The sequence below is a fragment of the Tildeniella sp. genome (assembly GCF_059505325.1).
The window spans coordinates 1-23,319 of record NZ_JCACKI010000032.1 but is presented as its reverse complement, the minus strand read 5'-3'; the positions used below and the strand labels follow the sequence as shown (position 1 = coordinate 23,319).

The following is a 23,319-nucleotide window of genomic DNA, read 5'->3' as shown; positions in this document are numbered from 1 at the left end:
CTATATTTAACTGTTTTGTGAATACCCTCAGGGTAGGCAGTGTGGCGATCGCCTAGTGACCCCGAGGTTTCCCGGTTACCGATGGCTCTGATTCCACCGCAGAAGACGCATCTGGAGCAGCATCAATAATTTCGGGCAGCGTTGGCGGCAAGGGGGACGGGATCGACACTCTGGGGAGCGGATTTGGCTCAGTCGGGTTTGGCTCAGTCGGATTTAACTCAGTCGGATTTAACTCAGCATTTGGCACGGTATTGACGGAGGGCGCGTTCACTTGTGTGTGCGGAGCACGTATCGCGCTGCGTCTCTGTGGTAAATAGCGACTGAGTTGCTGCCACACTTGCCGCAAGCGTTCTTGTCCACTTACGGAAGCTGCTGCTGGCGGGGTTGCATCGTCTGGTGGAGTTGGGGAAATTGGCTCTGTTTCTGGCTCTGACGGACGCTCTGGCGACGGGACTGGAGGGGCGATCGCGTCCTGCCTTTCTGTTTCATCTGACGGTGCCGCCTCTGGGGTTGGTTCAGGGCTGGGAGGAGACGGTTCTGGGATCGGGATTAGAGGTGCGATCGAACTGGGGCGATCGGGAAGATCCAAACTGGGTGTGGATTCTGGAGTGGGTGTGGGTTCTGGAACGGGCGTTGACTCTGGAATAGGCGTTGGTTCCAGCAACGGTGTCTCTGAGGGACTGGGAGATGGTTCTGGTATCGGTTCAACGGTGGGCGCTGGTGGAGTGTAGTTGGGGTCAACAATGCCACGCACATCAGCGGCGGAAAACTCTCCTCGCATGAGCTTTGAGAGAGGATCATCGCCATTCGGTTGGTACTCCACGATGCGTACCGTATTGTTGAATACGTTTGGTACTGGGTCACCTTTGTCGTCAAGATACTCAAGCTGCACCCAGTTTTTACCCGGCTTAAAGCCTTTGAGGTACAACGGTTGCCAGCGATCGATCACAAAGCTGTCGCCATTCACCGTGCAGCGAATGCGCCAGTCGGCAATATCATCGGTGTTATCTGTCTGAGCAACGAAATGGAGGGGCGCATTCGTCAGGTAAAAGTCCAGCAAAATTGGCTCTGCGCCATAGGTGCCTTGCGGTCGGCTGTAGGTCAGCAGCGGCAGTTCAGGATTGGGGCTATTATCCTGAGTTTTGGTGAAAACGTGAAAAGTCGTCTGCACGAAGGCACCGTCATTTTTGAAGCTTTCGTGCCAGGGACGGGAGGCAAAGGCGCGAATGGTGTGAGTTCCAGCCTCTAGATCGTTAAAGATGAGTGGCTGGCTGGTATCGTAAACTGCCTGGTACGCGCGATTATCCAGCAGGACGTGCAGGTGCGGACCCAACCCAAACGTCTCATTTTTAAAGAGGGGCAGATCTTTGACAAGGAAGCGGATAGAGACCGTGTTATCAGACAGGACTTCGTTTTTACGGGGACTGAGGATCGTCACCTGGGGCTGGTAATCGTCTAATGCCTGCCGTAGCTCTTGCAGGGCGATCGGTGGTGAGGCTTCTGCAATTTTCCCCGTGGTTTTGATGGTTGTTTGAGTGGCTGCGGAGCGCGATCGCCCCCAAAAAGCGGCATGTGCTTTATCAACACGTCCCCAACCCGCCGTGACCAGCACGATCGACACAAGTGCAAACAAGATTTTGGCGACGGTCTGCCAGCGCTTCATTCCCAACACAGAATCCACTCCTCAAAGCTGCCCATAGGGAACTATAGCGGAAAAGACCCAGCCTCCCCTGCAAAGTTTCGTCGCTAGTTTTTGGGTCGCTAGTTTTCTGCTAAAAGGTGAGGATGGGATTGATGTCGATCGCTCCTGTCTTTTTGCCTTACCCAGCAAGCAGTAATTCGTTCAGTTGGCGCTTCAACGTCGAAGACGACAGCAATGGCTTGTAAGCTTCACCTTCGTAGGGTGTCCAAACATACCCAAAGGTGAAGGGTCGGAATGCTGGAGCGGAACCCATGACTCGCCAAACTGTGTCAGCCATGACCAAGCCTGGAAAAGCTATGGTAGAGGCATCCTCAAGTAACTCACTATAGGTTCTAAACTCGTCCACTTCGACACCAACCAGGGCGTAACGAAAGGTTGGAGCCGATCGCAAGCGTTGATACAGTAAGATGCCTAGCTCGGTCATCAAGTAAGCAGTCTCTGGTGTGTTGATGCCAACCTCACTGATGCCACTTGGATAAACTCGACACCACCAGTTTGCGTCCAGAGCTTGAAAGACTTCAGCCTGACACAGTACCTGTCTACCGTTTGAGAGCATCCAGGCAACAGCGTCGAAGTGCTGAGCAAATTGCACCGCTGCAACCTGTTCCCCGCCACATTCAGCCGACAGACTAAAAATCCATGCCATCACCGCCCTCCGTTCACTGCCTTGTTCCGTCAAACCTTTACCCAATCGTCCCTGGTTTTTGCCAATGCTGTTTCATAGTTCTCTAAGAGCATTGTAGCTTTTGGCAGAATGCTGACGTGTGTCGAGTGATCCTGTACTGCTTCAAGGTCGCCACTGATTTTGCTCTCGTCAATTTGCCAAAGCTGGTCTCTGCCTGTACCGCCAAACGCAGCAGACCGACGGAATGCTGGTAAGCCTTCGATCGAGAGTGAGGCAGACATCCCTTTCCGTTTCTAAGGGCTACAGTTACAGACTCAGCCGAAGGATCGAGATTCGTTTCCGCCCGCAAGTACCCTTGTTTGTCTATCCAGTTGCTGGGTCTTTGTGCCACATCAATGTCAATGCCGGGTCGGATTCCTAGCAGTCGAGCGCTACGACCAATTTTGGGTTTGCCGTTTGCTTCTGCCATACCTCGGTAGTAAAGGTTTCCCATCAGGTGAAATAAGTTCTATGCAGTCTACAGATTTAGCAGAAGGCGCGATCGCTCCACCACAGTAATTAGCGGCACACATCATACAACTCTCTCTTAAAAAATTGTTTCATCTTCGGTTGCCTGAGAGCCGTGATCCCAGAGAATATGTCTCTAGTTTTCAGATTATTTAGTTTTACAAACACAATCGTGATCTTGCTTGACTTTTTGGTTCGGCTCAGATTCTGAAGCTCATCTACAGCCGCGATCGGAGGAGTTTGAATTATTGTTAATTGCGTTCAAGTTCGGCGTAACACGAGTCCTATAATGACACGATGAGAACCTCTACCAGTCTGTTTGTATTGCCAGCACGAACCTCACGGGTTCTGATGGCGATCGTTGCTCCGTTCTTAGAACTGCGATCGCTGCTTGCAGTCTTATGTCATTCAGTGAGCTTGGAAGCGATTCCGATGCACACGGATGGCTGCTCACTAGGGCAAAAGGCTGTTTGTCAGCATCAGGGCAGCGGCTGGCAGGGGGGATTCCTCGTTCCTTGTCTAGAGAGAGGAGAGTCTCAATGACAATTACTCCACGGGAGCGCGAAGCGAAGGTCAAGGTTACGGTTGACAACGATCCGGTGCCAACTTCTTTTGAGAAGTGGTCGCAGCCTGGTCATTTCGATCGCACCCTGGCTAGAGGTCCCAAAACCACCACCTGGATTTGGAATCTTCACGCCAACGCTCATGATTTTGATAGCCATACTAGCGACTTAGAAGACGTTTCTCGTAAAATTTTCAGTGCTCACTTCGGTCATCTGGCTGTTGTGTTCATCTGGCTCAGCGGCATGTATTTTCATGGCGCTAAGTTTTCAAACTACGAGGCTTGGCTCACCAACCCGACTGGCATTAAGCCCAGTGCCCAGGTTGTGTGGCCGATTTTCGGACAAGAAATTTTGAATGCAGATGTGGGCGGTGGTTTCCACGGTATCCAAATTACATCTGGCTTTTTCTACCTGTGGCGGGCATCTGGCTTTACCAACAGCTTCCAGCTTTACTGCACCGCGATCGGCGGTCTAGTCATGGCGGGTCTGATGCTGTTTGCTGGCTGGTTCCACTACCACAAGCGGGCACCCAAACTGGAATGGTTCCAGAATGTGGAATCGATGCTGAACCACCACTTGTCTGGTTTGTTCGGTCTTGGTTCGCTCGGTTGGGCGGGGCACCAGATTCACGTCTCGCTGCCCATCAACAAGCTGCTGGATGCAGGGGTCGCTCCGAAGGACATTCCCTTGCCCCATGAGTTCATCTTGAACTCGAAGCTGATGGCGGATTTATACCCCAGTTTTGCGAAAGGTTTAACCCCCTTCTTCACCCTCAATTGGGCAGAATATTCGGACTTTCTGACCTTTAAGGGTGGCTTGAACCCCGTTACAGGTGGTCTGTGGCTGTCGGATACAGCACACCACCATCTGGCGATCGCGGTTCTGTTCATCATTGCGGGACATCAATACCGCACCAATTGGGGTATTGGGCACAGCATCAAGGAAATTCTGGAAGCACACAAAGGTCCCTTTACTGGCGAAGGTCACAAGGGTCTCTATGAAGTGCTGACGACTTCCTGGCATGCTCAATTGGCAATCAACCTGGCAATGGTCGGCTCTTTGAGCATCATCGTTGCCCAGCATATGTACGCCATGCCGCCCTACCCTTATATGGCGACGGACTATGCGACGCAGTTGTCTCTGTTTACGCATCACATGTGGCTCGGTGGTTTCTTCATCGTAGGTGGAGCAGCGCACGGTGCCATCTTCATGGTGCGCGACTACGACCCTGTCGTGAATCAGAACAATCTGCTCGATCGCGTGCTGCGCCATCGGGATGCGATTATTTCGCACCTGAACTGGGTGTGTATCTTCCTGGGCTTCCATAGCTTTGGTCTGTACGTGCACAACGACACGATGCAGGCGCTGGGTCGTCCTCAAGATATGTTCTCAGATACTGCGATTCAATTGCAGCCTGTGTTCGCGCAGTGGATCCAAAACCTGCATACGCTTGCCCCAGGTACAACCGCTCCCAATGCGCTTGCTCCAGCCAGCTATGTGTTCGGTGGTGAGACAATTGCGATTGCGGGTAAGGTGGCGATCGCGCCGATTCCGCTTGGTACGGCGGACTTCCTGGTGCATCACATCCATGCGTTCACCATCCACGTCACCGTGCTGATTCTGCTGAAAGGTGTGCTGTATGCCCGTAGTTCGCGTCTGATTCCAGATAAAGCGAATTTGGGCTTCCGCTTCCCTTGCGACGGACCTGGTCGTGGCGGCACCTGCCAGGTTTCTGGTTGGGATCACGTCTTCCTCGGTCTGTTCTGGATGTACAACTCGCTGTCGATCGTGATTTTCCACTTCAGTTGGAAGATGCAGTCAGATGTGTGGGGAACGGTCAATCCAGACGGCACGATCGCTCACATTACAGGCGGCAACTTTGCTCAGAGTGCGATCAACATCAACGGTTGGTTACGCGACTTCCTCTGGGCACAGGCAACGCAGGTGATTACCTCCTACGGTTCAGCGCTCTCGGCTTACGGCTTACTCTTCCTGGGTGCACACTTTGTGTGGGCATTCAGCTTGATGTTCCTGTTTAGCGGTCGCGGCTACTGGCAGGAGTTGATCGAATCGATTGTTTGGGCGCACAATAAGCTGAAGGTTGCCCCGGCAATTCAGCCCCGCGCACTGAGCATCATTCAGGGTCGGGCTGTGGGGGTAGCACATTACCTCCTGGGAGGGATTGTCACAACGTGGGCATTCTTCCTGGCTCGTGCACTGGCACTTGGATAAGCGCGAGGAGAACGAAGTAGAACTATGGCAACTAAATTTCCCAAATTTAGCCAGGACCTCGCTCAAGATCCGACCACTCGTCGGATCTGGTATGGGATCGCCACTGCCCACGACTTTGAAAGCCACGACGGGATGACGGAAGAGAATCTTTACCAAAAGATTTTCGCCTCTCACTTCGGTCACCTGGCAATCATCTTCCTGTGGACCTCTGGCTCCCTGTTCCACGTAGCGTGGCAAGGCAACTTTGAACAGTGGATCAAAGATCCATTGAACATCCGTCCCATCGCCCACGCGATTTGGGACCCTCAATTCGGTCAGCCAGCGGTCGATGCCTTCACTCAAGGTGGAGTCAACTACCCGGTTGATATCTCTTACTCTGGTGTTTACCAGTGGTGGTACACGATCGGGATGCGGACGAATGGTGAACTCTACGCGGGTTCGCTCTTTCTCTTGTTCCTATCGGCGGTCTTTCTGTTTGCTGGCTGGCTGCACTTGCAACCCAAGTTCCGCCCGTCGCTTGCCTGGTTTAAGAATGCCGAATCGCGGTTGAATCACCACCTGGCAGGTCTGTTTGGCGTGAGTTCGCTGGCATGGGCAGGTCACCTGATCCACGTGGCGATTCCCGAAGCGCGCGGACAGCATGTAGGTTGGGATAACTTCCTCTCTACCCCACCGCATCCGGCTGGTTTAGCTCCCTTCTTCAGCGGTAACTGGGGCGTGTATGCCGAAAACCCTGACACCCCTGGGCATGTGTTTAGCACATCTCAAGGTGCTGGTACGGCGATTCTGACCTTCCTGGGTGGCTTCCATCCACAGACTGAATCGCTCTGGTTGACGGATATGGCGCATCACCATCTGGCGATCGCCGTCCTGTTCATCGTTGCTGGTCACATGTACCGCACCAACTTTGGTATCGGTCACAGCATCAAAGAAATGCTGGACAGCAAGAAAGGTTTGTTGTCTAGCAGCAGTGAAGGTCAGTTCAACCTGCCTCACCAGGGCTTGTACGAAACCTACAACAACTCGCTGCACTTCCAGTTGGGCATCCACCTGGCGGCATTGGGTGTGATTACGTCTCTAGTCGCGCAGCATATGTATGCGCTGCCACCTTACGCTTTTCTGGCGAAAGACTTCACGACGCAGGCATCCCTGTATACCCATCACCAGTACATTGCTGGGTTCTTGATGGTCGGTGCGTTTGCTCACGGAGCCATCTTCTGGGTACGGGATTACGATCCAGACCAGAACAAAGGCAACGTGTTGGATCGAGTGCTACAGCACAAAGAAGCCATCATCTCTCACCTGAGCTGGGTTTCGCTGTTCCTCGGGTTCCACACGCTGGGGCTATACGTGCACAATGATGTCGTTGTTGCCTTCGGTACGCCCGAAAAGCAGATTCTGATTGAGCCTGTGTTCGCACAGTTCATTCAGGCATCGCACGGCAAGGTGCTGTACGGCATGGATGCGCTGCTGTCGAACCCTGACAGTATTGCAACCACTGCCTGGCCCAACTACGGTAACGTCTGGTTGCCCGGTTGGTTGGATGCCATCAACAGCGGTACAAACTCCTTGTTCCTCACCATTGGTCCTGGCGATTTCTTGGTTCACCATGCGATCGCGCTGGGTCTGCACACCACCACCCTGATCTTGGTCAAGGGTGCGCTGGATGCACGTGGCTCAAAGCTGATGCCGGACAAAAAAGACTTCGGCTATGCCTTCCCTTGCGATGGTCCTGGACGGGGCGGTACTTGCGACATCTCAGCGTGGGATTCGTTCTACCTGGCGATGTTCTGGATGCTCAATACGATCGGCTGGGTGACGTTCTACTGGCACTGGAAACATCTGGCTGTCTGGTCTGGTAACGTGTCTCAGTTCAACGAAAGCTCGACCTATCTCATGGGCTGGCTCCGCGATTACCTTTGGCTCTACTCTGGTGCGACCATTAACGGGTACAACCCGTATGGCATGAATAACCTGTCGGTCTGGTCCTGGATGTTCCTGTTTGGGCACCTGGTTTGGGCAACGGGCTTCATGTTCCTGATCTCCTGGAGAGGCTATTGGCAAGAGCTGATCGAAACCCTGGTTTGGGCACATGAGCGCACCCCACTGGCGAACCTGGTTCGCTGGAAAGATAAGCCCGTTGCGCTCTCGATCGTCCAGGCTCGTGTGGTTGGTCTCGCTCACTTCACGGTTGGTTACATCCTTACCTACGCTGCCTTCTTGATCTCTGCTACAGCAGCCAAGTTCGGCTAGCGCATATCAAGCAACGTTAGTGCTGTAGCAATGTAGCAAAAGTCCCTCGCTGTAATGGCGGGGGACTTTTGCTTAAGGAGTCCTCCGCCATTACTCTTACTTCTCACTACCATGCGCCAATACCAGCAGGTACTCAAGCTTCAAACCACAGGCAAATCGCTTTGCAGAGTGACCCAGAAAGTGCAGGCGATCGTTGCCGAGTCGCAAATGCAAACCGGACTGTGTACTCTCTTTTTACGCCATACATCGGCTAGTTTAGTGATTCAGGAAAATGCCGATCCTGATGTGTTGAAGGATCTAGAAAACTTTTTTGCCAAGCTAGTGCCAGAGTGGGAAAACTACATCCACAGCACCGAAGGACCCGACGATATGCCGGCTCACATTCGCACTACACTGACGCATACATCGAAGCAAATTCCGATCGCGCCAACGGTCGCCTTCTTCTCGGCACCTAGCAAGGCATTTACCTGTGGGAACATCGCCAACACGGTCACATCCGCGAGTTGGTGGTTCACCTGAGCGGAAGTTAAAGATGGTGGAGCAAATGACTCAGGGAAAAGGGCGATCGGACTTCCCCTTCAAGTCTCTATTCTCTGCTTATTTCTTGAGATAGCACAAGTTTCTGAGGTGATCTGCTATCTACCCAACTTGGAGTGTTCATATAGAGACATTCTGTCTATCTGGCTGATTTGTGGTGTTATCCGAAAGTTCTCAGTCTAACGGCAAAAGCCAGCGGCAGCTAGAAAATTTTGCATCACCACTAACCGAACACGGTTGTTGGCTACGCTGACCTTGTCAACCGGATGTTTAGTAGTTACACAACTTTAATCTTGGCACCTCGGTGAGCTTTAACACATAATAGATTTGAACAGGAGGATAAGAACAAAAGAGGTTCATATTTAGGTATGACGAAGGATTACATTTGGATTGTGACAGATGATGCTGTCCCTACCTCAACAGAGGGTGAGAGAGGTGGTTGGGGTGATCAACTACGCCAAAAAGTACTGAAATACAAGGAAGTAAAGTTACCAATTGCTGACCTTGAGCAGAAGATGAACGAGTTTCTCCAACTTGTGGGAAGACTGTTCAAGCAAGTGGATGATCAGATTGGTTCGCAATCATCTATGCAGTTGGATGAAGTGGAATTGTTAGTTGAGATTGGTGGAGAAGGCGAGATTAAATTAGTTGCTGGGGGAAAGGCAACCGGAAAGGGTGCGATTACATTAAAATTTAAGCGTTTTGAAGCACAACATAATGAATAATTGGGCAATTGTTGTTGGCATTAACAAATACGAATTCTTGCCTGAAGAAGCGCATCTAAAGTTCGCCACTCGTGACGCAGAGGAAATTAGAAGATTTTTGTGTGAGCAAGCAGGATTTCCAAAAGATAATGTCTTACTGTGTTCCGATAATTCTGCACCAATCAACAATTCACCTACTCGCCCTTCACGATCTTATTTACGGATATTGCTACGCGAGAAAATACCTGTGCAAGCTGATTGCTTATGCTTCTTCTTTGCAGGGCATGGAGCAGTCGGAGCAGATAAACAGGATTATCTGCTGCCATACGATGTTGATCCCAACGATTTAGAAGAAACCGCCATTTCAACTCAATTTGTAATCAATCAAATAAGAGATCGTCAAGCCAGGAATGCTGTTCTTATTTTTGACATGTGTCGTAATGAAAGCTCATATTCTAGCAGGAGTGCTGGAGATGCTGTGGGCAGCAGAACGGTTGAGATTGCTAAACAACAAGGCATTGTCACCCTATTTTCTTGCAGTAAAGGCGAGCGATCTTATGAAATTGCTGACCTTGAGCATGGAGCTTTCACATGTCAGCTTTTGGAAGGGTTAAAGCAGCATACAATTCCACGATATCTGGAGACCTACTTGAAACGAGAAGTGCCAGAACTTAACCGTAAACATGGAAAACCGACTCAAACTCCTCTCATCATCCCTGAATCTATTGGGAAGTGCGACCTCCCTCTGTTTCCGAAATGTATCACTGAAAAAGATATTGAAAGTTTACAAAGTAGTACGTCGCAAGCTGAACAGAGTGGAGACATTACTAGAGCGAGGGATTTGATCGATGTATGGTGGAGAATAGCCGAATTTGACTCTTCAAGACTACAAATAGTACGTCAAGAAACTGAACGTCTTCAAAAAGCGATTCACGAAAATTTGCAGCTAAACCTTAGTGGCAAGCCATCAGATGAGATTGTTCCAGTTTCCAAAGATACTGCTAAATCAACATCTACATCACGAACACCTGTTCAAAGACAGAAAAACACTACAGCGCCTCGTCTTCTAACACCACCTGTACGCCCAACTCAACAATCAGTAGAGACAAATTCTTTAGCTGATTTTTATAGAGAACCACCAAGCGGGTGTTTGCCCATAACTAATGATTTTCTTGACCAACGAACACCTAAAACTATTAACAAAGAAACTCTTAATTTGTACTTTGAAGGATATGATCCTGGATGGGAAGAAATACTCACTAACTGCATTCCGCATCGAGAGATTGTTAAGCAATTAACTCATACTTTGCAGACTCATCGAGATCGAGGATTTCGGGTTACTTTACTTGTCGGACCTGGAGGTGAGGGAAAGTCAACTGCGCTGCGGCAAGTAGTTTGTCGGCTGGTTAAGGAGGATTCAGGTTTCCACATTGTTTGGTGGGAAGATCCAGACATTTCTGAAATGAGAAACATCTTGAGTAAGCTACCTAAACTAGACAATACTTCTAAATGGTTAATTGTTAGTGACGACCCCTCTTCTCAAGTCATTGAATCGATTAATAAATTACGTTTAACCCCAATAGATCGAAAAGATATTCAGTTTTTAATCTGTTGCCGTGACACAGTGTGGGAGAATTATGGCAAACCTTTAGATTGGGGAGCGCAATTCACAAGAAAACCCATGCCCAAATTGAAGCAAGAGGAAGCTCAACAAATTGTCAGGGCATGGAAAGAAGCAGGAGCGTTAGAAAACAAATCTGAAGAGGAGGCGACACAAGAATTACTGAAAAAGCAAAAATCAGACAAGGCTGCCTTCTTAGCGGCAATGCTACAAGTACGAAAGAATCAAACTTTAGAAGAGAGAGTTGGAAGAATTCTGGAGGATATGAAATGCTCACCCAATGGTGACAGTCTTGTTGATGCCTATGCCTGTATTGCTGCAATGCATGCTGAAGGACTTAAGCTGCTGAAGCCTGCTATTTTAGCAAAAGCAATTGAATACCAACCCAGTAAACTTCAAGAGGATATTTTAGAAAAGCTAGGAAATGAAATCGTCGCATCTGGCTCAGATACTCCCATTTTGGTGCGTCATCAAGTAATAGCGGAGACTGCGGTTAAAATTCTATCGAGCGCGCCATATTCAAAAAAGTTTGAAGATGATATATATCCGCGCTTAGCCGGGGCAGCCGAAACTTTAAGCCCTTCTTTGAGTGAAAATGAAATAATGAAGTGGAGATACGATTTTCCAAAACACTTCGCCGAGAACGCAGAAAATTCAAGGATTAGTGTGGCTATTTGTATCGCTGAAGCTCTCTATAAAGTAGAGCGATCGCATCAGTTGTTTACTCATCTCGCTCAATTTTACCGCAAAGACAATAGACTCAAACAAACTACGACACTCTTTCGTGAGTCTTCTTTCACGGACAGCCAAAGAGATAGAAAGTTTTATTCTGAGTGGGCTACAGCAGAACGCGACAGTAAGAATTACGAATTTGCAGCTTGGTTGTATGCAGTTGCTTTATCAGATAGCACCCCAAAATCCTTGAACAAAGAAAATGCGATGGTGTATCTTTCAAACATTGGTTTATGCTTCTTTGAATTGCACCAGCACCCCACTGATGCTTGTGCTAAAGCATTAGTGGGGTCTGCACAACTTGGACTTCGTATTTCAAAAACTGCTGATTACCGGAATATGGACAAGACAATAAGCGATTTAAGGAAGAACGAAGAAAGAGCTAGATCATTAGACATTCGTGATGTCCCTGAGGGATCAGCATTTGAAAACCTTTTAATGGGAATTGCAGAGGTACGCCAGAAAGTTCAGGAGAAATCTTCCCAAAATGCTAAAACAAACTTACCTTGCTGGATTCAAAACTTAGGAGATTTAGAGTTTCAAGCACTGAAGAAGATATGAAAGCTTAGTAAGTTGGGTAGAAGCATGAAATCCAACGACCCAGAAGAGATTGGGTTTTGTAACCTCAACTCAACTAGAGCAAAGGTTGATCGCACCCAAACTTAAAACAGAGGCTTGAAATATATGGAAACTAAGCTAATTTTGACCGAGAAAGATATCAAGCGGGCGATCGACTGGCTTAGACCTCCTATAATTTGCAAGAGATCCATCTGTACAAACTCCAGGAGAAGCCATGAGCCAGCAAGCCAATATTGCCGCAACGCAGCGCCTCGGTGAAGCCGTGAACAGTGGCAATCTCGATGTCTTACACGAAGTCTTTGCACCAAATGTGATCGATCGCGATCCAGGCTCCGATCAGCTTCCAGGACCAGAAGGCTTCATCCAGTTTTTCACGGGTTTTCGGGCTGCCTTCCCAGATCTCAGCATCGGTGTGGAACAAATGGTTGCTGATGACGATAATATCGCGATCGCCTACACCATTACCGGCACCCATCAAGGCGACTTCCTCGGTATTCCAGCAACAGGTCGCCCAATCAAAGCCCGTGGTGTGCAAATCGCGCGCTTTGAGCATGGTCAGATTGTCGAGCGGTGGGGTAGCTCCGACCAACTCGGCATCCTACAGCAGCTTGGCGTAAACCCGATCGCCGCCACTTAAGGGACAGCTTCTAACTCCACCGCCACGTTCGGTTAGCGCACATGAAGCCTAGCTAAATCCCTCACTCTCATATTGAGGGACGTTTGCTTAAGGAGAACCCTCACCTCCCTTTCTTGCAACTCAAAACGCAAAACTCACAACTCAAAACTTTCCTACCCCTCACTCCTCACTCCTCTCCCCTCACCTTCCATGCGCCAACATCAGCAGGTACTGAAGCTTCAAACAACAGGCAAATCACTTTGCAGAGTGACTCAGAAAGTGCAGGCGATCGTCGCTGAATCGCAAATTCAAACGGGACTTTGCACGCTCTTTTTGCGTCACACATCGGCGAGCTTACTGATTCAAGAAAATGCCGATCCGGACGTACTAAAGGATCTAGAAAACTTTTTTGCCAAGCTGGTGCCAGAGTGGGAAAACTACATCCACAGCACCGAAGGTCCAGACGATATGCCTGCCCATATTCGCACCGCGCTGACGAAAACATCGGAGCAAATTCCGATCGCCAACGGTCGGCTTGTTCTAGGCATCTGGCAAGGTATTTACCTATGGGAACATCGGCAGCATGGTCAGATCCGAGAGTTGGTTATTCACCTGATCGGAAGTTAAGAGATTAAATAACCGTGCGATCGATGCTTTGAGTCTAGAGAAGCAGTTCTTGAGACACGGATGAAAATCTCATAGAATCAAAGCATGAAATTTGAGTGGGATCAGCAAAAGAACACGGCAAATGTTGCCAGGCATAAGCTTGATTTTGCAGACGCACCGAGAGTCTTCCGCCTACCCCTCCGTATTTCCCTGGATGAGCGGCAAAACTACGGAGAGGATCGATGGATTGGTATCGGGATGCTTGATGGGCGTGTAGTCGTTGTAGTTTTTACAGAACTAGGCGACCAAACAATTCGTATTATTTCACTTCGTAAAGCTCTGCCCTATGAACAAAAACGCTATGAACAGTTCCTCAGAAACGAATTGGGAGAAAGTTGATTCGCTGACAGAAGAGGAGATCGATACCTCTGATATTCCGCCATTGACGGAGGAGTTTTTCAACAAGTCGCGATGGTGGAAACCTGTAGAGTCATTAAGCGTTCTGGTTCAAGTAGATCCCAACACACTCGCCTGGTTTCAAGCTCAAGGCGAGGATTACGAAAAGAAAATGGCTGCGGCACTACGGATTTATGCAGAAGCTCACAAGACGTAATCAAACTCAGTGCAAGCGCCAGCCAACGGTCGTCTGATGCTAGGCACTTGGCAAGGCATTTACCTGTGGGAATATCGCCAGCACAGCCATACCCGCGAGTTAGTCGTCCATCTGAGCGGAAGTTAAAGATTGTGGAGCAAATGACGTAGAGAGAAGGATGAGCGGGCTACACCTTAAAATCTTTAGTCTCTGCTTATTTTCTTGAGGTAGCACGATCTTACGAGACGATCTGCCTATCTATCCAACTTGGGGTGTATACAGAGACTCTCCGCCTATCTAGCTGATTTGGGGTGTTATGCAGAAGCTTTCAGCCGAATAATAATTATGTAGCTTTAGTTCTGAGTGAGCGCATCGTTGGTCAAGTTTCTGTTGATTCTCTACAAAAAAGCTGTAATGCAGTAGATCCGCATATTTTGCAATCAGTAGAAAAATCAGATTTTAATGAGTTGGTCTGGATAGGTATGAGTAGCCCTTCAACAATTGCTGGAATCCTAAGACAAATTCTTAATCACACAGCCAAGGCTAATCCCATCTTGAGAGCTAATTTACGAAAAGGGCTTTCAAGAACACAGATTAAGCAGATAACTCATGCTTTTCCATTCCGTCTACCAAGGGAAGTCGAGGAATTATATCAATGGCGTGATGGGATGAACGTTGAAGTTCATGATGATTTCTTATTCCACTATCACTATTTTCTGCCCTTACACAAGGCTCTTGAAGAGTACCAGATGAATTTAACCTGGAGAGTCCTTGGCGATGATGATCCAACGATCATTCCCAACCTACTACCATTATTCAGTTTTCAGGGTGAGTTTTATGGTGCTTATTGTCGCCGCGAAAAGCAAGATAAAGCACCTATTTATTTTGTTTTTCACGATGAAGGCATAGTTTATGATAGCCTCACATCAATGTTATCAGCGATTTTAGAATGCTATGAGGGGCTGTTTTAAAAGCCGGATCGACCGTAAAAAAGCTCACACGGTTAGGCTGTCAGTAGTGAACTCCAGCACCGTGAGAGCGATGGTTAAATTCTACTCAAGCAACCTGACCCGCGCCCAATTTGACTTAATCCAACCGCTGCTGCCGCCTGCCAAACCTGGCGGTCGTCGCCGCAGTACCAGCCTGTGGGCGGTGCTCAACGCCATTTTTTACGTGGTCACGCAAGGGTGTAAGTGGCGCGATATCCCTGGTGATTTTCCCGCCTGGCAAACGGTGTATACCTACTTCCGCAACTGGCGCAAAGACGGTACCTGGAAAGCGATCCACGAGCGGTTACGAGCGTGGACACGGGCAGCGGTTGGACGCGCTGAAAGTCCTTCGGCAGTGATTCTCGATAGTCAAAGTGTTCCCACACCAGCCATGGTGCAGCAAGCGGTCGGCTTTGACCAGTTCAAAATGACGAAGGGACGCAAACGCCATACGGTCGTGGATACCTTGGGCTTGGTCATGTGCGTCTTGGTCACAGCCGCCAGTGTGCCCGAGCGCGAAGGCGGCAAACAAGTGTTGCAGCGCCTATCTGCATTAGGGGCTAAAGTCAGTCGGCTCTACTTAGTCTGGGTTGATGGTGGCTATAGTGGGCAGCCCTTTCTGCAATGGGTGATGGATCACTTGCGTTGGGTCGTGCACGCGGTGCTTAGACCGGAACAGACTCAAGGCTTTATGCTGCTCAAAAAACGGTGGATTGTGGAACGGACGTTTGGCTGGTGGCAATGGTATCGCCGCCTCAACTACGACTACGAAGCCTTACCAGCAACGGCTGAAACGATGATTTATCTCGCCATGATTCGACTGATGGTGCGGCGGTTGGCGTAATTTGTCACACCCCGCCCCCTTTTCAAACAGCCTCTTAGTAGCTTGTATGCACAAGCTGCTCATCATTTTGAATGCAATCGTCAAGCAGGGCAAGGCTTGGGTGTCTCCTACCGCAGACGCTAAACCCGAAATAGTTACCTTTCCCGCTTGACTTTCAAGATAATCGCTAAATCCCTCGACCAAGAGGCGAGGACTTTGCCTTTAGCTCCTTTCTCCCTAGGGAGAAGGGCTGGGGATGAGGGCAAAAGATCTGTAGCCTTTGCAATTTGATTTGGTGTAACACACCGCTGACCGCTGACGGCTGACCGCTGACCGCTGACGGCTAACCGCTGACCGCTGACCGCTGACCGCTGACCGCTGACCGCTGACCGCTGACCGCTCAAAATGACTACACTAAAAGCGATTCCCTCCGTAGCAATGAGCAAGAAGACACGATGGCTGAGATTGCAATAACCCAACCGATACCCTGCTGCGAACCGTCCGAAACCGTTGCCTACGACGTGGAACAGGCAGTCTTAGAACGCTATGAAGCGGGGGCACGTCAGCCCGAAGCTGCGCTCTGCTGCCCCACCGATGGCTACGATGCTCAGTATCTCGCCAAACTTCCCGCCGAAATCGTTGAGAAGGACTATGGCTGTGGCGATCCAACAAAGTACGTAGCGATCGGTGAAACGGTCGTTGATCTCGGTTCCGGTGCTGGCAAAAATTGCTACATTCTGGCTCAAAAGGTTGGCGCAACAGGACAGGTGATTGGCGTTGACTTCAATGATGAAATGCTGTCGCTGTCGCGCAAATATCTTGATGTGATGGCAGAGACGCTCGGCTACCGCAATGTTTCGTTTGTGAAAGGCAAGATTCAAGACCTGGCGCTGAATCGCGATCGCGCCCAAGACTGGCTCTCGCAGCATCCCATCACGGCGCTCGATCAATTGAGTGTCTTTGAAGTGGAGTGCGATCGGTGGCGGCAGGACGAACCGTTAATTGCTGACAGTAGTGTGGATGTCGTCATTTCTAACTGCGTCCTCAACCTGGTGCGCCCTCAGGACAAACAGCAGCTTTTTCAAGAAATCTACCGCGTCCTCAAGCGGGGTGGGCGAGCGGTCATTTCGGATATCGTCTGCGATGAAGACCCGACACCAGACATTTTGAATGACCCCAACCTCTGGAGCGGCTGCATTGCAGGAGCGTTCCGCGAAGATGCCTTTTTGGATATGTTTGAGCAAGCGGGCTTTTACGGTGTGGAAATTCTGGTGCGGCAGGCAGAACCCTGGCAAGTCATCGACGGCATTGAGTTCCGCTCAATGACGGTACGTGCGTTCAAGGGCAAAGAGGGTGCCTGCTGGGAACGCAACCAGGCAGTTGTTTACAAAGGTCCCTGGAAAGCGGTGCAGGATGACGACGGACACACGCTCTATCGCGGTCAGCGAATGGCAGTGTGTGACAAAACTTTCCAGATCTATACCGATCCGAAAAGTCCCTATCAGCAGGACATCATCCCCGTTCTACCGCAAATGGATATTTCTTTAGCAACGGCGGAACCGTTCAACTGTGCAGGCGATCGCGTCCGTCATGCCCGTGAAACCAAAGGCACAGAATACCGCGTGACAATCACAAACGCTGCTAGCTCATGCTGTGATCCCGCTGATTGCTGCTAGGGAGTGTGTTAGAGGACGTTCGCTAATCGTTAAAGATCATTCTGCAAGGCGCTGTTGCTCATCGCGTTCTAACAAGCGCTGCTTGAGCTTCCTGCGCAGTCGATGCAGTGCTCGTTTACCAACCAGTGACAGGAGATAATTAGCCGCGATCGTCGGGGTTCTAAAAAACCCCAGCGTCACCAACTCATTCACGATCGCGGCATTTTCGGGGTTTAACTCTACTCGCTGTTTGGACATGTGCGCCTGATGCTCTTACAAAACGTATGGGTTTTTCTCGCCTGGTAGAGCACTTAAACCGTCAGCTTTTCGACTTTAGACACTAGAAGCATCACGCTTCAGTGCCAAGCCAAGGGCTGCCAGTTTTATTTGTGTCAACAACGAGATTGATTAAGTGGCACCATCCCTTTGACAGCCCCGCGCCAATTGGGTCGTGTTAGTTTGCTGGTACTTTTACTTGTACGCTCTGAGTCTTGACCACTGCCCTGATCATGCAAAACATCCTCTCCAGAAGGAAATGCAACGCTTTCTTGTTAGGGTTGTGCGGTTCCCATCTAATCCATAACGCATAAATTTTAGAGATAGATGGACTTGATTCACATAAGGTTTGCAAAAGAAATATGGGGAACCTTTTTGAACTACTGTCTCGATCGCTGCGACCACTTGCCAGAGTGTCTACTTCTCTAAGCAGGCGGGTTACAACGAACGAACCCAGGTGATCGCCGTTGCTTCAGCGCTTGCTAAAAAATTACTGCACACTTTTGGATTAGCTGTCAGCGATCAGCGATCAGCTTTTCGCTGATGGCTGGCGGCTGACAGCTACAGACCCTGCTGTTATTTCTGTACAATTCCTAAGCATCATTATTAGTGGTAGTTGGAATCGCCACACGTTCACCAGCGTTTTTTAAGTACGGTGGTGCTTAAAAGCCAGATAGTCAACACTTTTCTTTTTGTGATCACTTTCCTCGTTGCGATCGAGCGCACTACCCAGCTTCTAGCTCAATTGGCACAGATTGCATGATGGGAAGCGGCGCTATGGTGCTGGGTGCAAGGACAGGTGCTGCTTGCGTCTGCTCCGTTGGCAGTGCATCGGTTGGCAGTGCAGAGGGTATGGGATATAGCCACCAGGCAAATAGGCGCGTCATTTGGGGCATTAGGAGGTAGGTCATCGTCGGTACAACGATCGCAGTGATGACCATCACCCGGCAGACGATCGGCAGCAGTGCAAGCTGCGTTTGAAACAAAGTAGAAAGCGCCGTAATGAGCGGAAAAACGGCTAGCCAAGTGACCAGCGACATTTTGTAGCGAGGAGGAGGAACAATGGCAGCCTTGCCAGGTAAGGTAAACCAGGTTTCTAGACCCGTCAAAACTTGCACGTTGGGAGGGCACACAGTGAGAGTGTCTGCCTGGTTAAACCATATTTGCCGCTCTGCCGAAGCTTCCCAATGACGTAAATTGCTTAGTTGATCAAACTTGAAAATGACGCGGTACTCAGGATCGTCAACGCTAGCTGGACGGAAGATGCTGCTACCCAAATACCCTGGAAACTGACTGCAAGCGGCTGTGACTCCAACTAAAAACGCCTCAAAAGCAGTTTCACAGCCTGGCTTCACTCGTCGAGAGATGACGACAGTGACAGAGGCATCTTGAGTGTTCTGGCTGCTTCCAGTCATGAGAGACATGCTCCTCAATACTGATTTCTATACAACTTTTAGCACGTTGATGGATACGCCTGTTATCCCTCTTAGCAGCGCCATCTCTTAGGAGCGCCATACACACTGTGAACGCACTGGTCGGGTGCAATACTAACAGCTTGCTAAAAAATCACTGCACACTTTTGGATTAGCTATCAGCTATCGGCTATCAGCTATCAGCTATCGGCTATCAGCTTTTCGCTGACGGCTACAGACCATGCTGTTAGTTCTGTACAACCCCTAAGAAGCGCTCCTATGGTTGCCGTATTGTTTGCCACTATTGCTTGCCACACATGATCTCATCGCTTTTGACAGTAAGGGCAGTAATAGATACGGCGACCGCCTGCGCTATCTTTAAGAATTACAGTGCCGCAACTATAGCAGGGCTTGCCATCGCGGTTGAAGACGTAAAAGCGGTACTGCTGGCGCGAATAACCCTGCTGTTTGAGTTGAGCGACCATTTCCAGGTCGTTGGTGATGCCTTTGGTGAGATAAGATTGACGGCTCACGGCGATCGCCCCTGCTGCTACCCCATCAATTTGCTCAGGTGTACAGTCAACGGGGCGCAGAGATGGATGTACTCTGGCAACAAACAGCACTTCGCTGCGGAGATAGTTGCCGAGTCCGCATAGAAAACCTTGATCGAGCAAGAGGCTAACTAAGCCCCGTCGATGGAAGCGTTTGTCAAGGAGGCGATCGCGCACCTGTTCTACAGTTGTGTCATCATCCAGCACATCAAGTCCGAGGCGACTGAGAAAGGGATGGCTGGCAACTTGTTCGTTTGTGATGACATCGATATCGGAAGCGCTGTAAAGGAGAGCGGCTTTTTGCTGCGTGTGAATTGCCAGCCGTAGTTGACGGTTTGTCACCGGGTAGGCGTTTGCTTTTTGGATGTACCACTTCCCGTAAAGCTGGTTGTGGCTATAAATATTGAGCTGATTCTGAAAGCGAATCAGCATCGCTTTGCCTTTTGCTTGGACTGCCCAAATTTGCTCATTCACGAGAATGGCTTCGTAGGGTTGCAAGCGTTCAAAGGCGAACGAAATGTGGAGGAGCGGCGTTTGAACGATCGCCTGCGCCACCGCATCAGCCGCTTGTTTAATTTCAGGTCCTTCGGGCATGAGCTGCGTTGTGAACAGTCCATCCTTACTATCGCTTATTGCCCAAACTCTAGCCGCGCTTGCTCAACCAAAGCAACGGTAATCACATCCAGTTCAGCCGTGCGGGCTAAATGTTCAATCCGTTCTCTTGCCTGGGCACGGACAAAAAAGGGAATTTGCTTAAGTTTTGCTTCTGCTTCTGGTGTCCATTGGGGAAGGTCTACCATATCGAAGTCTGCCTTTGCGATCGTGCTTCAAAACCAAACTTATTCTACCGGAATCTGCTGATGCCGCTTCGTTGCACCGCTGCCTTACTCACACTAGCAACTTCTCACTTCGATGCCTTAGCACAGTTTTATAGCCAGCTTCTAAGCTTAGAACCAGTGGTCTTACTCCCCAATGTTTACGCCGAATTCCATCTGCCCCATCTCAAACTTGGCATTTTTCGCCCTAAAACGACTCCCCACTCCCCACTCCCCACTCCCCCTTCTCCCACTGGCATGAGCTTATGTTTGGAAGTGGAGAATCTGGAAGCGGCGATCGCCCACCTCACCCAACTCGGCTGCCCGCCACTGGGAACCATCATCACTGCCTCTCACGGCAGTGAAATCTATGCCTACGACCCCGATGGGAATTGGCTCATCTTGCATCAAGCAGAATCCCTCTAGAATGAGAACTGATGTAATGGTTCACGCACTATGGTTGTTCAAGCAAAGGGGTTACTATCGCTTGAGGAATTTTTAGCTCTCCCGCCAGATGAGAATGATCTGACTTATGAGTTGGTTGATGGTCAGGCAATTCCCAAAATGTCTCCGAAAAAATTCCACTCTTGCCTTACCCGTGCCTTTCTCTTCCTGTTGTGTCGTGAGTTTGAAGGGCGCGGCGAGGTTTATCCAGAGCTAGGCATCGCGTTGACATGGCAAGGAAGAGACTGGGTACCCACGCCTGACCTCACCTATATTTCTTACGAGCGCTTACCCGCTAGTTGGCAAGAAAATACGGTTTGCCCAGTCCCCCCTGATCTCGCGATCGAAATCATTTCGCCCGGTCAAACATTTGGTCAATTAGCTGCAAAAGCAAGGGCGTATCTGGATGCTAATGTATTGCGCCTTTGGGTTGTCGATAGCAAAGCCAGAAGCATCACCGTCTTCTACCCCGATGCGCCACCTCAAACCTACATGGGCGATACACTGTTGACAGATCCGCTCTTCGAGGGGTTGGCATTCACCGCAGAGCAAGTTTTTCAGCAAGCAGGCATTCCGTTCGATTCGTAATAAAGCGTCATGGTTAAATTTGGTGTGATTGTCTTTCCTGGTTCCAATTGCGATCGCGATGTGGCGTATGTCACTCAATCGCTCTTGCAGCAGCCCACGCGCATGATCTGGCATGAGGAAAGCGACGTGGCTGATCTGGATGTCATCATCGTTCCCGGTGGCTTTAGCTATGGGGATTACTTGCGATGTGGAGCGATCGCGCGGTTCTCACCCGCCATGCAAGCAACCATCAAACACGCCGAACAGGGCAAGCTCGTTCTGGGCATCTGCAACGGGTTTCAGGTCCTCACTGAAGCGGGCTTACTGCCAGGTGCCCTGGTACGCAATCGAGATTTACATTTCATTTGCGATCGCGTGCCCCTTCGTGTAGAGCGAACCGATTTACCCTGGACGCAAAACTATCAGAATGGCGAGGTTGTAACGCTGCCGATCGCGCATGGTGAAGGCAACTATTATGCCGATGTAGACACGCTGGCAGACCTCGAAGCAAACGGTCAAATTGTGTTCCGCTATGCCACTGATGCTCAGTTCAACAATCCCAACGGTTCACTCAACAACATTGCAGGCATCTGCAACCGCAAGGGCAATGTGTTGGGCATGATGCCACATCCAGAACGCGCCTCTGATCCAATGCTGGGTGGTACGGATGGATTGCCATTATTTGAAGGCATTTTGGCAGCAATGGGCGATCGGGCGATCGCTTAGGTATTTTTGAGAAACGGCTTATTAACTCCTGAAATTATTGGTTAAGAGACAGCCGAAGTCCTATTTGTTAGTATCTAGAGGCGGTTTACCTTGAGTTGATCGATAGGGCAATTGCACTAAAATCTGTGCTGATTGCGATCAGCTTGGGAAAGCTGTGATTAAGGGTGCAAGGTTATAAACGAGTAAACAAGACTCACATCCGTAATCATCTTTAGGCTTCCAACACCATGCAAACGGTTCAAGTTGAGTACTCAGGTCAGATCCAAGTCAACACAGGTGATAACCCTAGAGAACTTTACGCTCACCAGAACGAGGCAATCAAAGCACTAGATCAGCAAAGCCAGTCTCCCTTTAAGGGCTTGTTGGTTTTACCTACAGGTGGTGGAAAGACACTGACAGCAGTTCATTGGCTACTGCGTAACTTTATTGGCAAACGCAAGAAGGTTTTGTGGATCGCTCATCGGCATGAGTTGCTTGACCAAGCATTTGAGGCTTTGAAGTTCAGCGCTTATCCGTCATTGCTGCATGATGTCGAAAAATTTAGATACCGTGTGATTTCTGGTCATCCTAAGCACGATCGCCCTATTAATATCCGAGCAACTGACGACATTATTATTGCTAGCAAAGATAGTCTCAATAGTGGGTTAAACCATCTCCTTGAGAATTGGGTTAAGCACTCTGATTCCATTCTCCTGGTAGTTGATGAAGCGCATCACGCAACAGCAAAAACGTATCGTAAATTGGTCGAAACCATTGAGGAAGATTTTAAGAGTCGAGGGAAATCAGGTGGCTTCAGGATGTTAGGTTTAACAGCTACTCCGTTTAGAACTGATGAAGGCGAGAAAGGCTTACTTAAGGAAGTTTTTCCTCAAGATATTATCTTCTCAGAACACTTAAGAACACTCATCAACAGAGGAATTCTTGCCGAACCAATTTTTGAAAGCTTGGAAACACAACTAGATTTTTCTAGGGAGTTGACTTACAAAGATATTAAAGCGATTGAGGTTTTTGATAAACTACCGAAAGAAATTGCTAAGAAGATTGCTCTGTCTAAGCTTCGCAATAACCGGATTGTTGATCATTATGTTAAGAATCGAGAAAAATATAAACCGCTTTTGGTTTTTGCAATTGATGTTGATGGTAGTGCTCAAGATGTAATGATGGAGAAGTAGAGTCTTTGCAGTTCTCCTAC

23 protein-coding genes and 3 pseudogenes are annotated in these 23,319 nt (G+C 49.4%); 18 read left to right on the top strand and 8 right to left on the bottom strand.

Annotated elements, in window-relative coordinates; translation table 11 throughout:
• Nucleotides 1-52: 52 nt before the first annotated feature.
• From AC5JO6_RS12815 to AC5JO6_RS12805, 3 genes and pseudogenes are all read right to left on the bottom strand, one after another.
• The gene (locus AC5JO6_RS12815; RefSeq protein ID WP_496081493.1) at nucleotides 53-1,663 is read right to left on the bottom strand and encodes a hypothetical protein; all 1,611 of its coding nucleotides are present in this window, start codon (nucleotides 1,661-1,663) and stop codon (nucleotides 53-55) included.
• Between the two features lie 157 nt (nucleotides 1,664-1,820).
• Nucleotides 1,821-2,348, bottom strand: a complete 528-nt coding sequence (locus tag AC5JO6_RS12810; protein WP_496081454.1) for a hypothetical protein — start codon at nucleotides 2,346-2,348, stop codon at nucleotides 1,821-1,823.
• 29 nt (nucleotides 2,349-2,377) lie between these two features.
• Nucleotides 2,378-2,820 (bottom strand): annotated as a pseudogene (locus AC5JO6_RS12805) (Tse2 family ADP-ribosyltransferase toxin).
• Between the two features lie 311 nt (nucleotides 2,821-3,131).
• Between AC5JO6_RS12805 and AC5JO6_RS12800 the strand changes: the two are divergent.
• The 13 genes and pseudogenes from AC5JO6_RS12800 (at nucleotide 3,132) to AC5JO6_RS12740 (ending at nucleotide 15,702) form a co-directional block, all read left to right on the top strand.
• Nucleotides 3,132-3,377 (top strand): hypothetical protein, encoded by a 246-nt coding sequence (locus tag AC5JO6_RS12800; protein WP_496081453.1) that lies wholly within the window; start codon nucleotides 3,132-3,134, stop codon nucleotides 3,375-3,377.
• Nucleotides 3,374-5,629, top strand: a complete 2,256-nt coding sequence (psaA, locus tag AC5JO6_RS12795) for a photosystem I core protein PsaA (protein ID WP_496081452.1) — start codon at nucleotides 3,374-3,376, stop codon at nucleotides 5,627-5,629. Before AC5JO6_RS12800 ends, psaA begins: the two co-directional genes overlap by 4 nt.
• 24 nt (nucleotides 5,630-5,653) lie before the next feature.
• Nucleotides 5,654-7,882 (top strand): photosystem I core protein PsaB, encoded by a 2,229-nt coding sequence (gene psaB / locus AC5JO6_RS12790; protein ID WP_496081451.1) that lies wholly within the window; start codon nucleotides 5,654-5,656, stop codon nucleotides 7,880-7,882.
• 111 nt (nucleotides 7,883-7,993) lie between these two features.
• Nucleotides 7,994-8,412 (top strand): annotated as a pseudogene (locus AC5JO6_RS12785) (secondary thiamine-phosphate synthase enzyme YjbQ).
• Nucleotides 8,413-8,787: 375 nt separating this feature from the next.
• Nucleotides 8,788-9,144 (top strand): Pepco domain-containing protein, encoded by a 357-nt coding sequence (locus AC5JO6_RS12780; protein WP_496081450.1) that lies wholly within the window; start codon nucleotides 8,788-8,790, stop codon nucleotides 9,142-9,144.
• On the top strand, nucleotides 9,137-12,037 hold the full coding sequence (locus tag AC5JO6_RS12775; RefSeq protein WP_496081449.1) for a P-loop NTPase: 2,901 nt from the start codon (nucleotides 9,137-9,139) through the stop codon (nucleotides 12,035-12,037). Before AC5JO6_RS12780 ends, AC5JO6_RS12775 begins: the two co-directional genes overlap by 8 nt.
• A 232-nt stretch (nucleotides 12,038-12,269) precedes the next feature.
• Nucleotides 12,270-12,692 (top strand): ester cyclase, encoded by a 423-nt coding sequence (locus AC5JO6_RS12770; protein ID WP_496081448.1) that lies wholly within the window; start codon nucleotides 12,270-12,272, stop codon nucleotides 12,690-12,692.
• 189 nt (nucleotides 12,693-12,881) lie between these two features.
• Nucleotides 12,882-13,298, top strand: coding sequence for a secondary thiamine-phosphate synthase enzyme YjbQ (locus tag AC5JO6_RS12765; RefSeq protein WP_496081447.1), 417 nt, complete (start codon nucleotides 12,882-12,884; stop codon nucleotides 13,296-13,298).
• 84 nt (nucleotides 13,299-13,382) lie between these two features.
• A complete protein-coding gene (locus AC5JO6_RS12760; protein ID WP_496081446.1) occupies nucleotides 13,383-13,676 on the top strand; it encodes a BrnT family toxin in 294 nt (97 codons plus the stop codon).
• Nucleotides 13,624-13,890 (top strand): BrnA antitoxin family protein, encoded by a 267-nt coding sequence (locus AC5JO6_RS12755; protein WP_496081445.1) that lies wholly within the window; start codon nucleotides 13,624-13,626, stop codon nucleotides 13,888-13,890. Before AC5JO6_RS12760 ends, AC5JO6_RS12755 begins: the two co-directional genes overlap by 53 nt.
• Nucleotides 13,891-13,908: 18 nt before the next feature.
• Nucleotides 13,909-14,016: pseudogene (locus AC5JO6_RS12750) on the top strand (YjbQ family protein); the annotation flags it as partial.
• Nucleotides 14,017-14,180: 164 nt separating this feature from the next.
• Nucleotides 14,181-14,840, top strand: coding sequence for an SMI1/KNR4 family protein (locus AC5JO6_RS12745; RefSeq protein ID WP_496081444.1), 660 nt, complete (start codon nucleotides 14,181-14,183; stop codon nucleotides 14,838-14,840).
• A gap of 70 nt (nucleotides 14,841-14,910) precedes the next feature.
• Nucleotides 14,911-15,702 (top strand): IS5 family transposase, encoded by a 792-nt coding sequence (locus AC5JO6_RS12740; RefSeq protein ID WP_496081443.1) that lies wholly within the window; start codon nucleotides 14,911-14,913, stop codon nucleotides 15,700-15,702.
• A 134-nt stretch (nucleotides 15,703-15,836) separates the two neighbouring features.
• Here the strand turns inward: AC5JO6_RS12740 and AC5JO6_RS12735 are convergent, their stop codons facing one another.
• Entirely contained in the window at nucleotides 15,837-16,127 is a 291-nt protein-coding gene (locus AC5JO6_RS12735) for a hypothetical protein (RefSeq protein WP_496081442.1), read from the bottom strand.
• A gap of 9 nt (nucleotides 16,128-16,136) precedes the next feature.
• On the opposite strand from AC5JO6_RS12735, the gene AC5JO6_RS12730 reads away from it, so the two are divergent.
• Nucleotides 16,137-17,357 carry a DUF8838 domain-containing protein gene (locus AC5JO6_RS12730; protein WP_496081441.1) on the top strand — a complete coding sequence of 407 codons (1,221 nt, stop codon included), beginning with the start codon at nucleotides 16,137-16,139 and terminating at the stop codon, nucleotides 17,355-17,357.
• A 36-nt stretch (nucleotides 17,358-17,393) separates the two neighbouring features.
• Here the strand turns inward: AC5JO6_RS12730 and AC5JO6_RS12725 are convergent, their stop codons facing one another.
• The 4 genes from AC5JO6_RS12725 to AC5JO6_RS12710 form a co-directional block, all read right to left on the bottom strand.
• On the bottom strand, nucleotides 17,394-17,594 hold the full coding sequence (locus AC5JO6_RS12725) for a hypothetical protein (protein ID WP_496081440.1): 201 nt from the start codon (nucleotides 17,592-17,594) through the stop codon (nucleotides 17,394-17,396).
• Nucleotides 17,595-18,337: 743 nt separating this feature from the next.
• Nucleotides 18,338-19,027 (bottom strand): antibiotic biosynthesis monooxygenase, encoded by a 690-nt coding sequence (locus tag AC5JO6_RS12720; RefSeq protein WP_496081439.1) that lies wholly within the window; start codon nucleotides 19,025-19,027, stop codon nucleotides 18,338-18,340.
• A gap of 320 nt (nucleotides 19,028-19,347) precedes the next feature.
• The gene (gene nei / locus AC5JO6_RS12715) at nucleotides 19,348-20,169 is read right to left on the bottom strand and encodes an endonuclease VIII (protein ID WP_496081438.1); all 822 of its coding nucleotides are present in this window, start codon (nucleotides 20,167-20,169) and stop codon (nucleotides 19,348-19,350) included.
• Between the two features lie 35 nt (nucleotides 20,170-20,204).
• Nucleotides 20,205-20,375 (bottom strand): PCP reductase family protein, encoded by a 171-nt coding sequence (locus tag AC5JO6_RS12710; RefSeq protein WP_496081437.1) that lies wholly within the window; start codon nucleotides 20,373-20,375, stop codon nucleotides 20,205-20,207.
• A 60-nt stretch (nucleotides 20,376-20,435) separates the two neighbouring features.
• Here AC5JO6_RS12710 and AC5JO6_RS12705 point away from each other — a divergent pair, with 60 nt between their 5' ends.
• The 4 genes from AC5JO6_RS12705 to AC5JO6_RS12690 all read left to right on the top strand — a co-directional run bounded on the left by AC5JO6_RS12705 (nucleotide 20,436) and on the right by AC5JO6_RS12690 (nucleotide 23,299).
• Nucleotides 20,436-20,816, top strand: coding sequence for a VOC family protein (locus AC5JO6_RS12705; protein WP_496081436.1), 381 nt, complete (start codon nucleotides 20,436-20,438; stop codon nucleotides 20,814-20,816).
• A gap of 30 nt (nucleotides 20,817-20,846) precedes the next feature.
• Entirely contained in the window at nucleotides 20,847-21,422 is a 576-nt protein-coding gene (locus tag AC5JO6_RS12700; protein WP_496081435.1) for a Uma2 family endonuclease, read from the top strand.
• A gap of 9 nt (nucleotides 21,423-21,431) precedes the next feature.
• Entirely contained in the window at nucleotides 21,432-22,127 is a 696-nt protein-coding gene (gene purQ, locus AC5JO6_RS12695) for a phosphoribosylformylglycinamidine synthase subunit PurQ (protein ID WP_496081434.1), read from the top strand.
• Nucleotides 22,128-22,354: 227 nt separating this feature from the next.
• Nucleotides 22,355-23,299 (top strand): DEAD/DEAH box helicase, encoded by a 945-nt coding sequence (locus AC5JO6_RS12690; protein ID WP_496081433.1) that lies wholly within the window; start codon nucleotides 22,355-22,357, stop codon nucleotides 23,297-23,299.
• The last annotated feature ends 20 nt before the right edge of the window (nucleotides 23,300-23,319 follow it).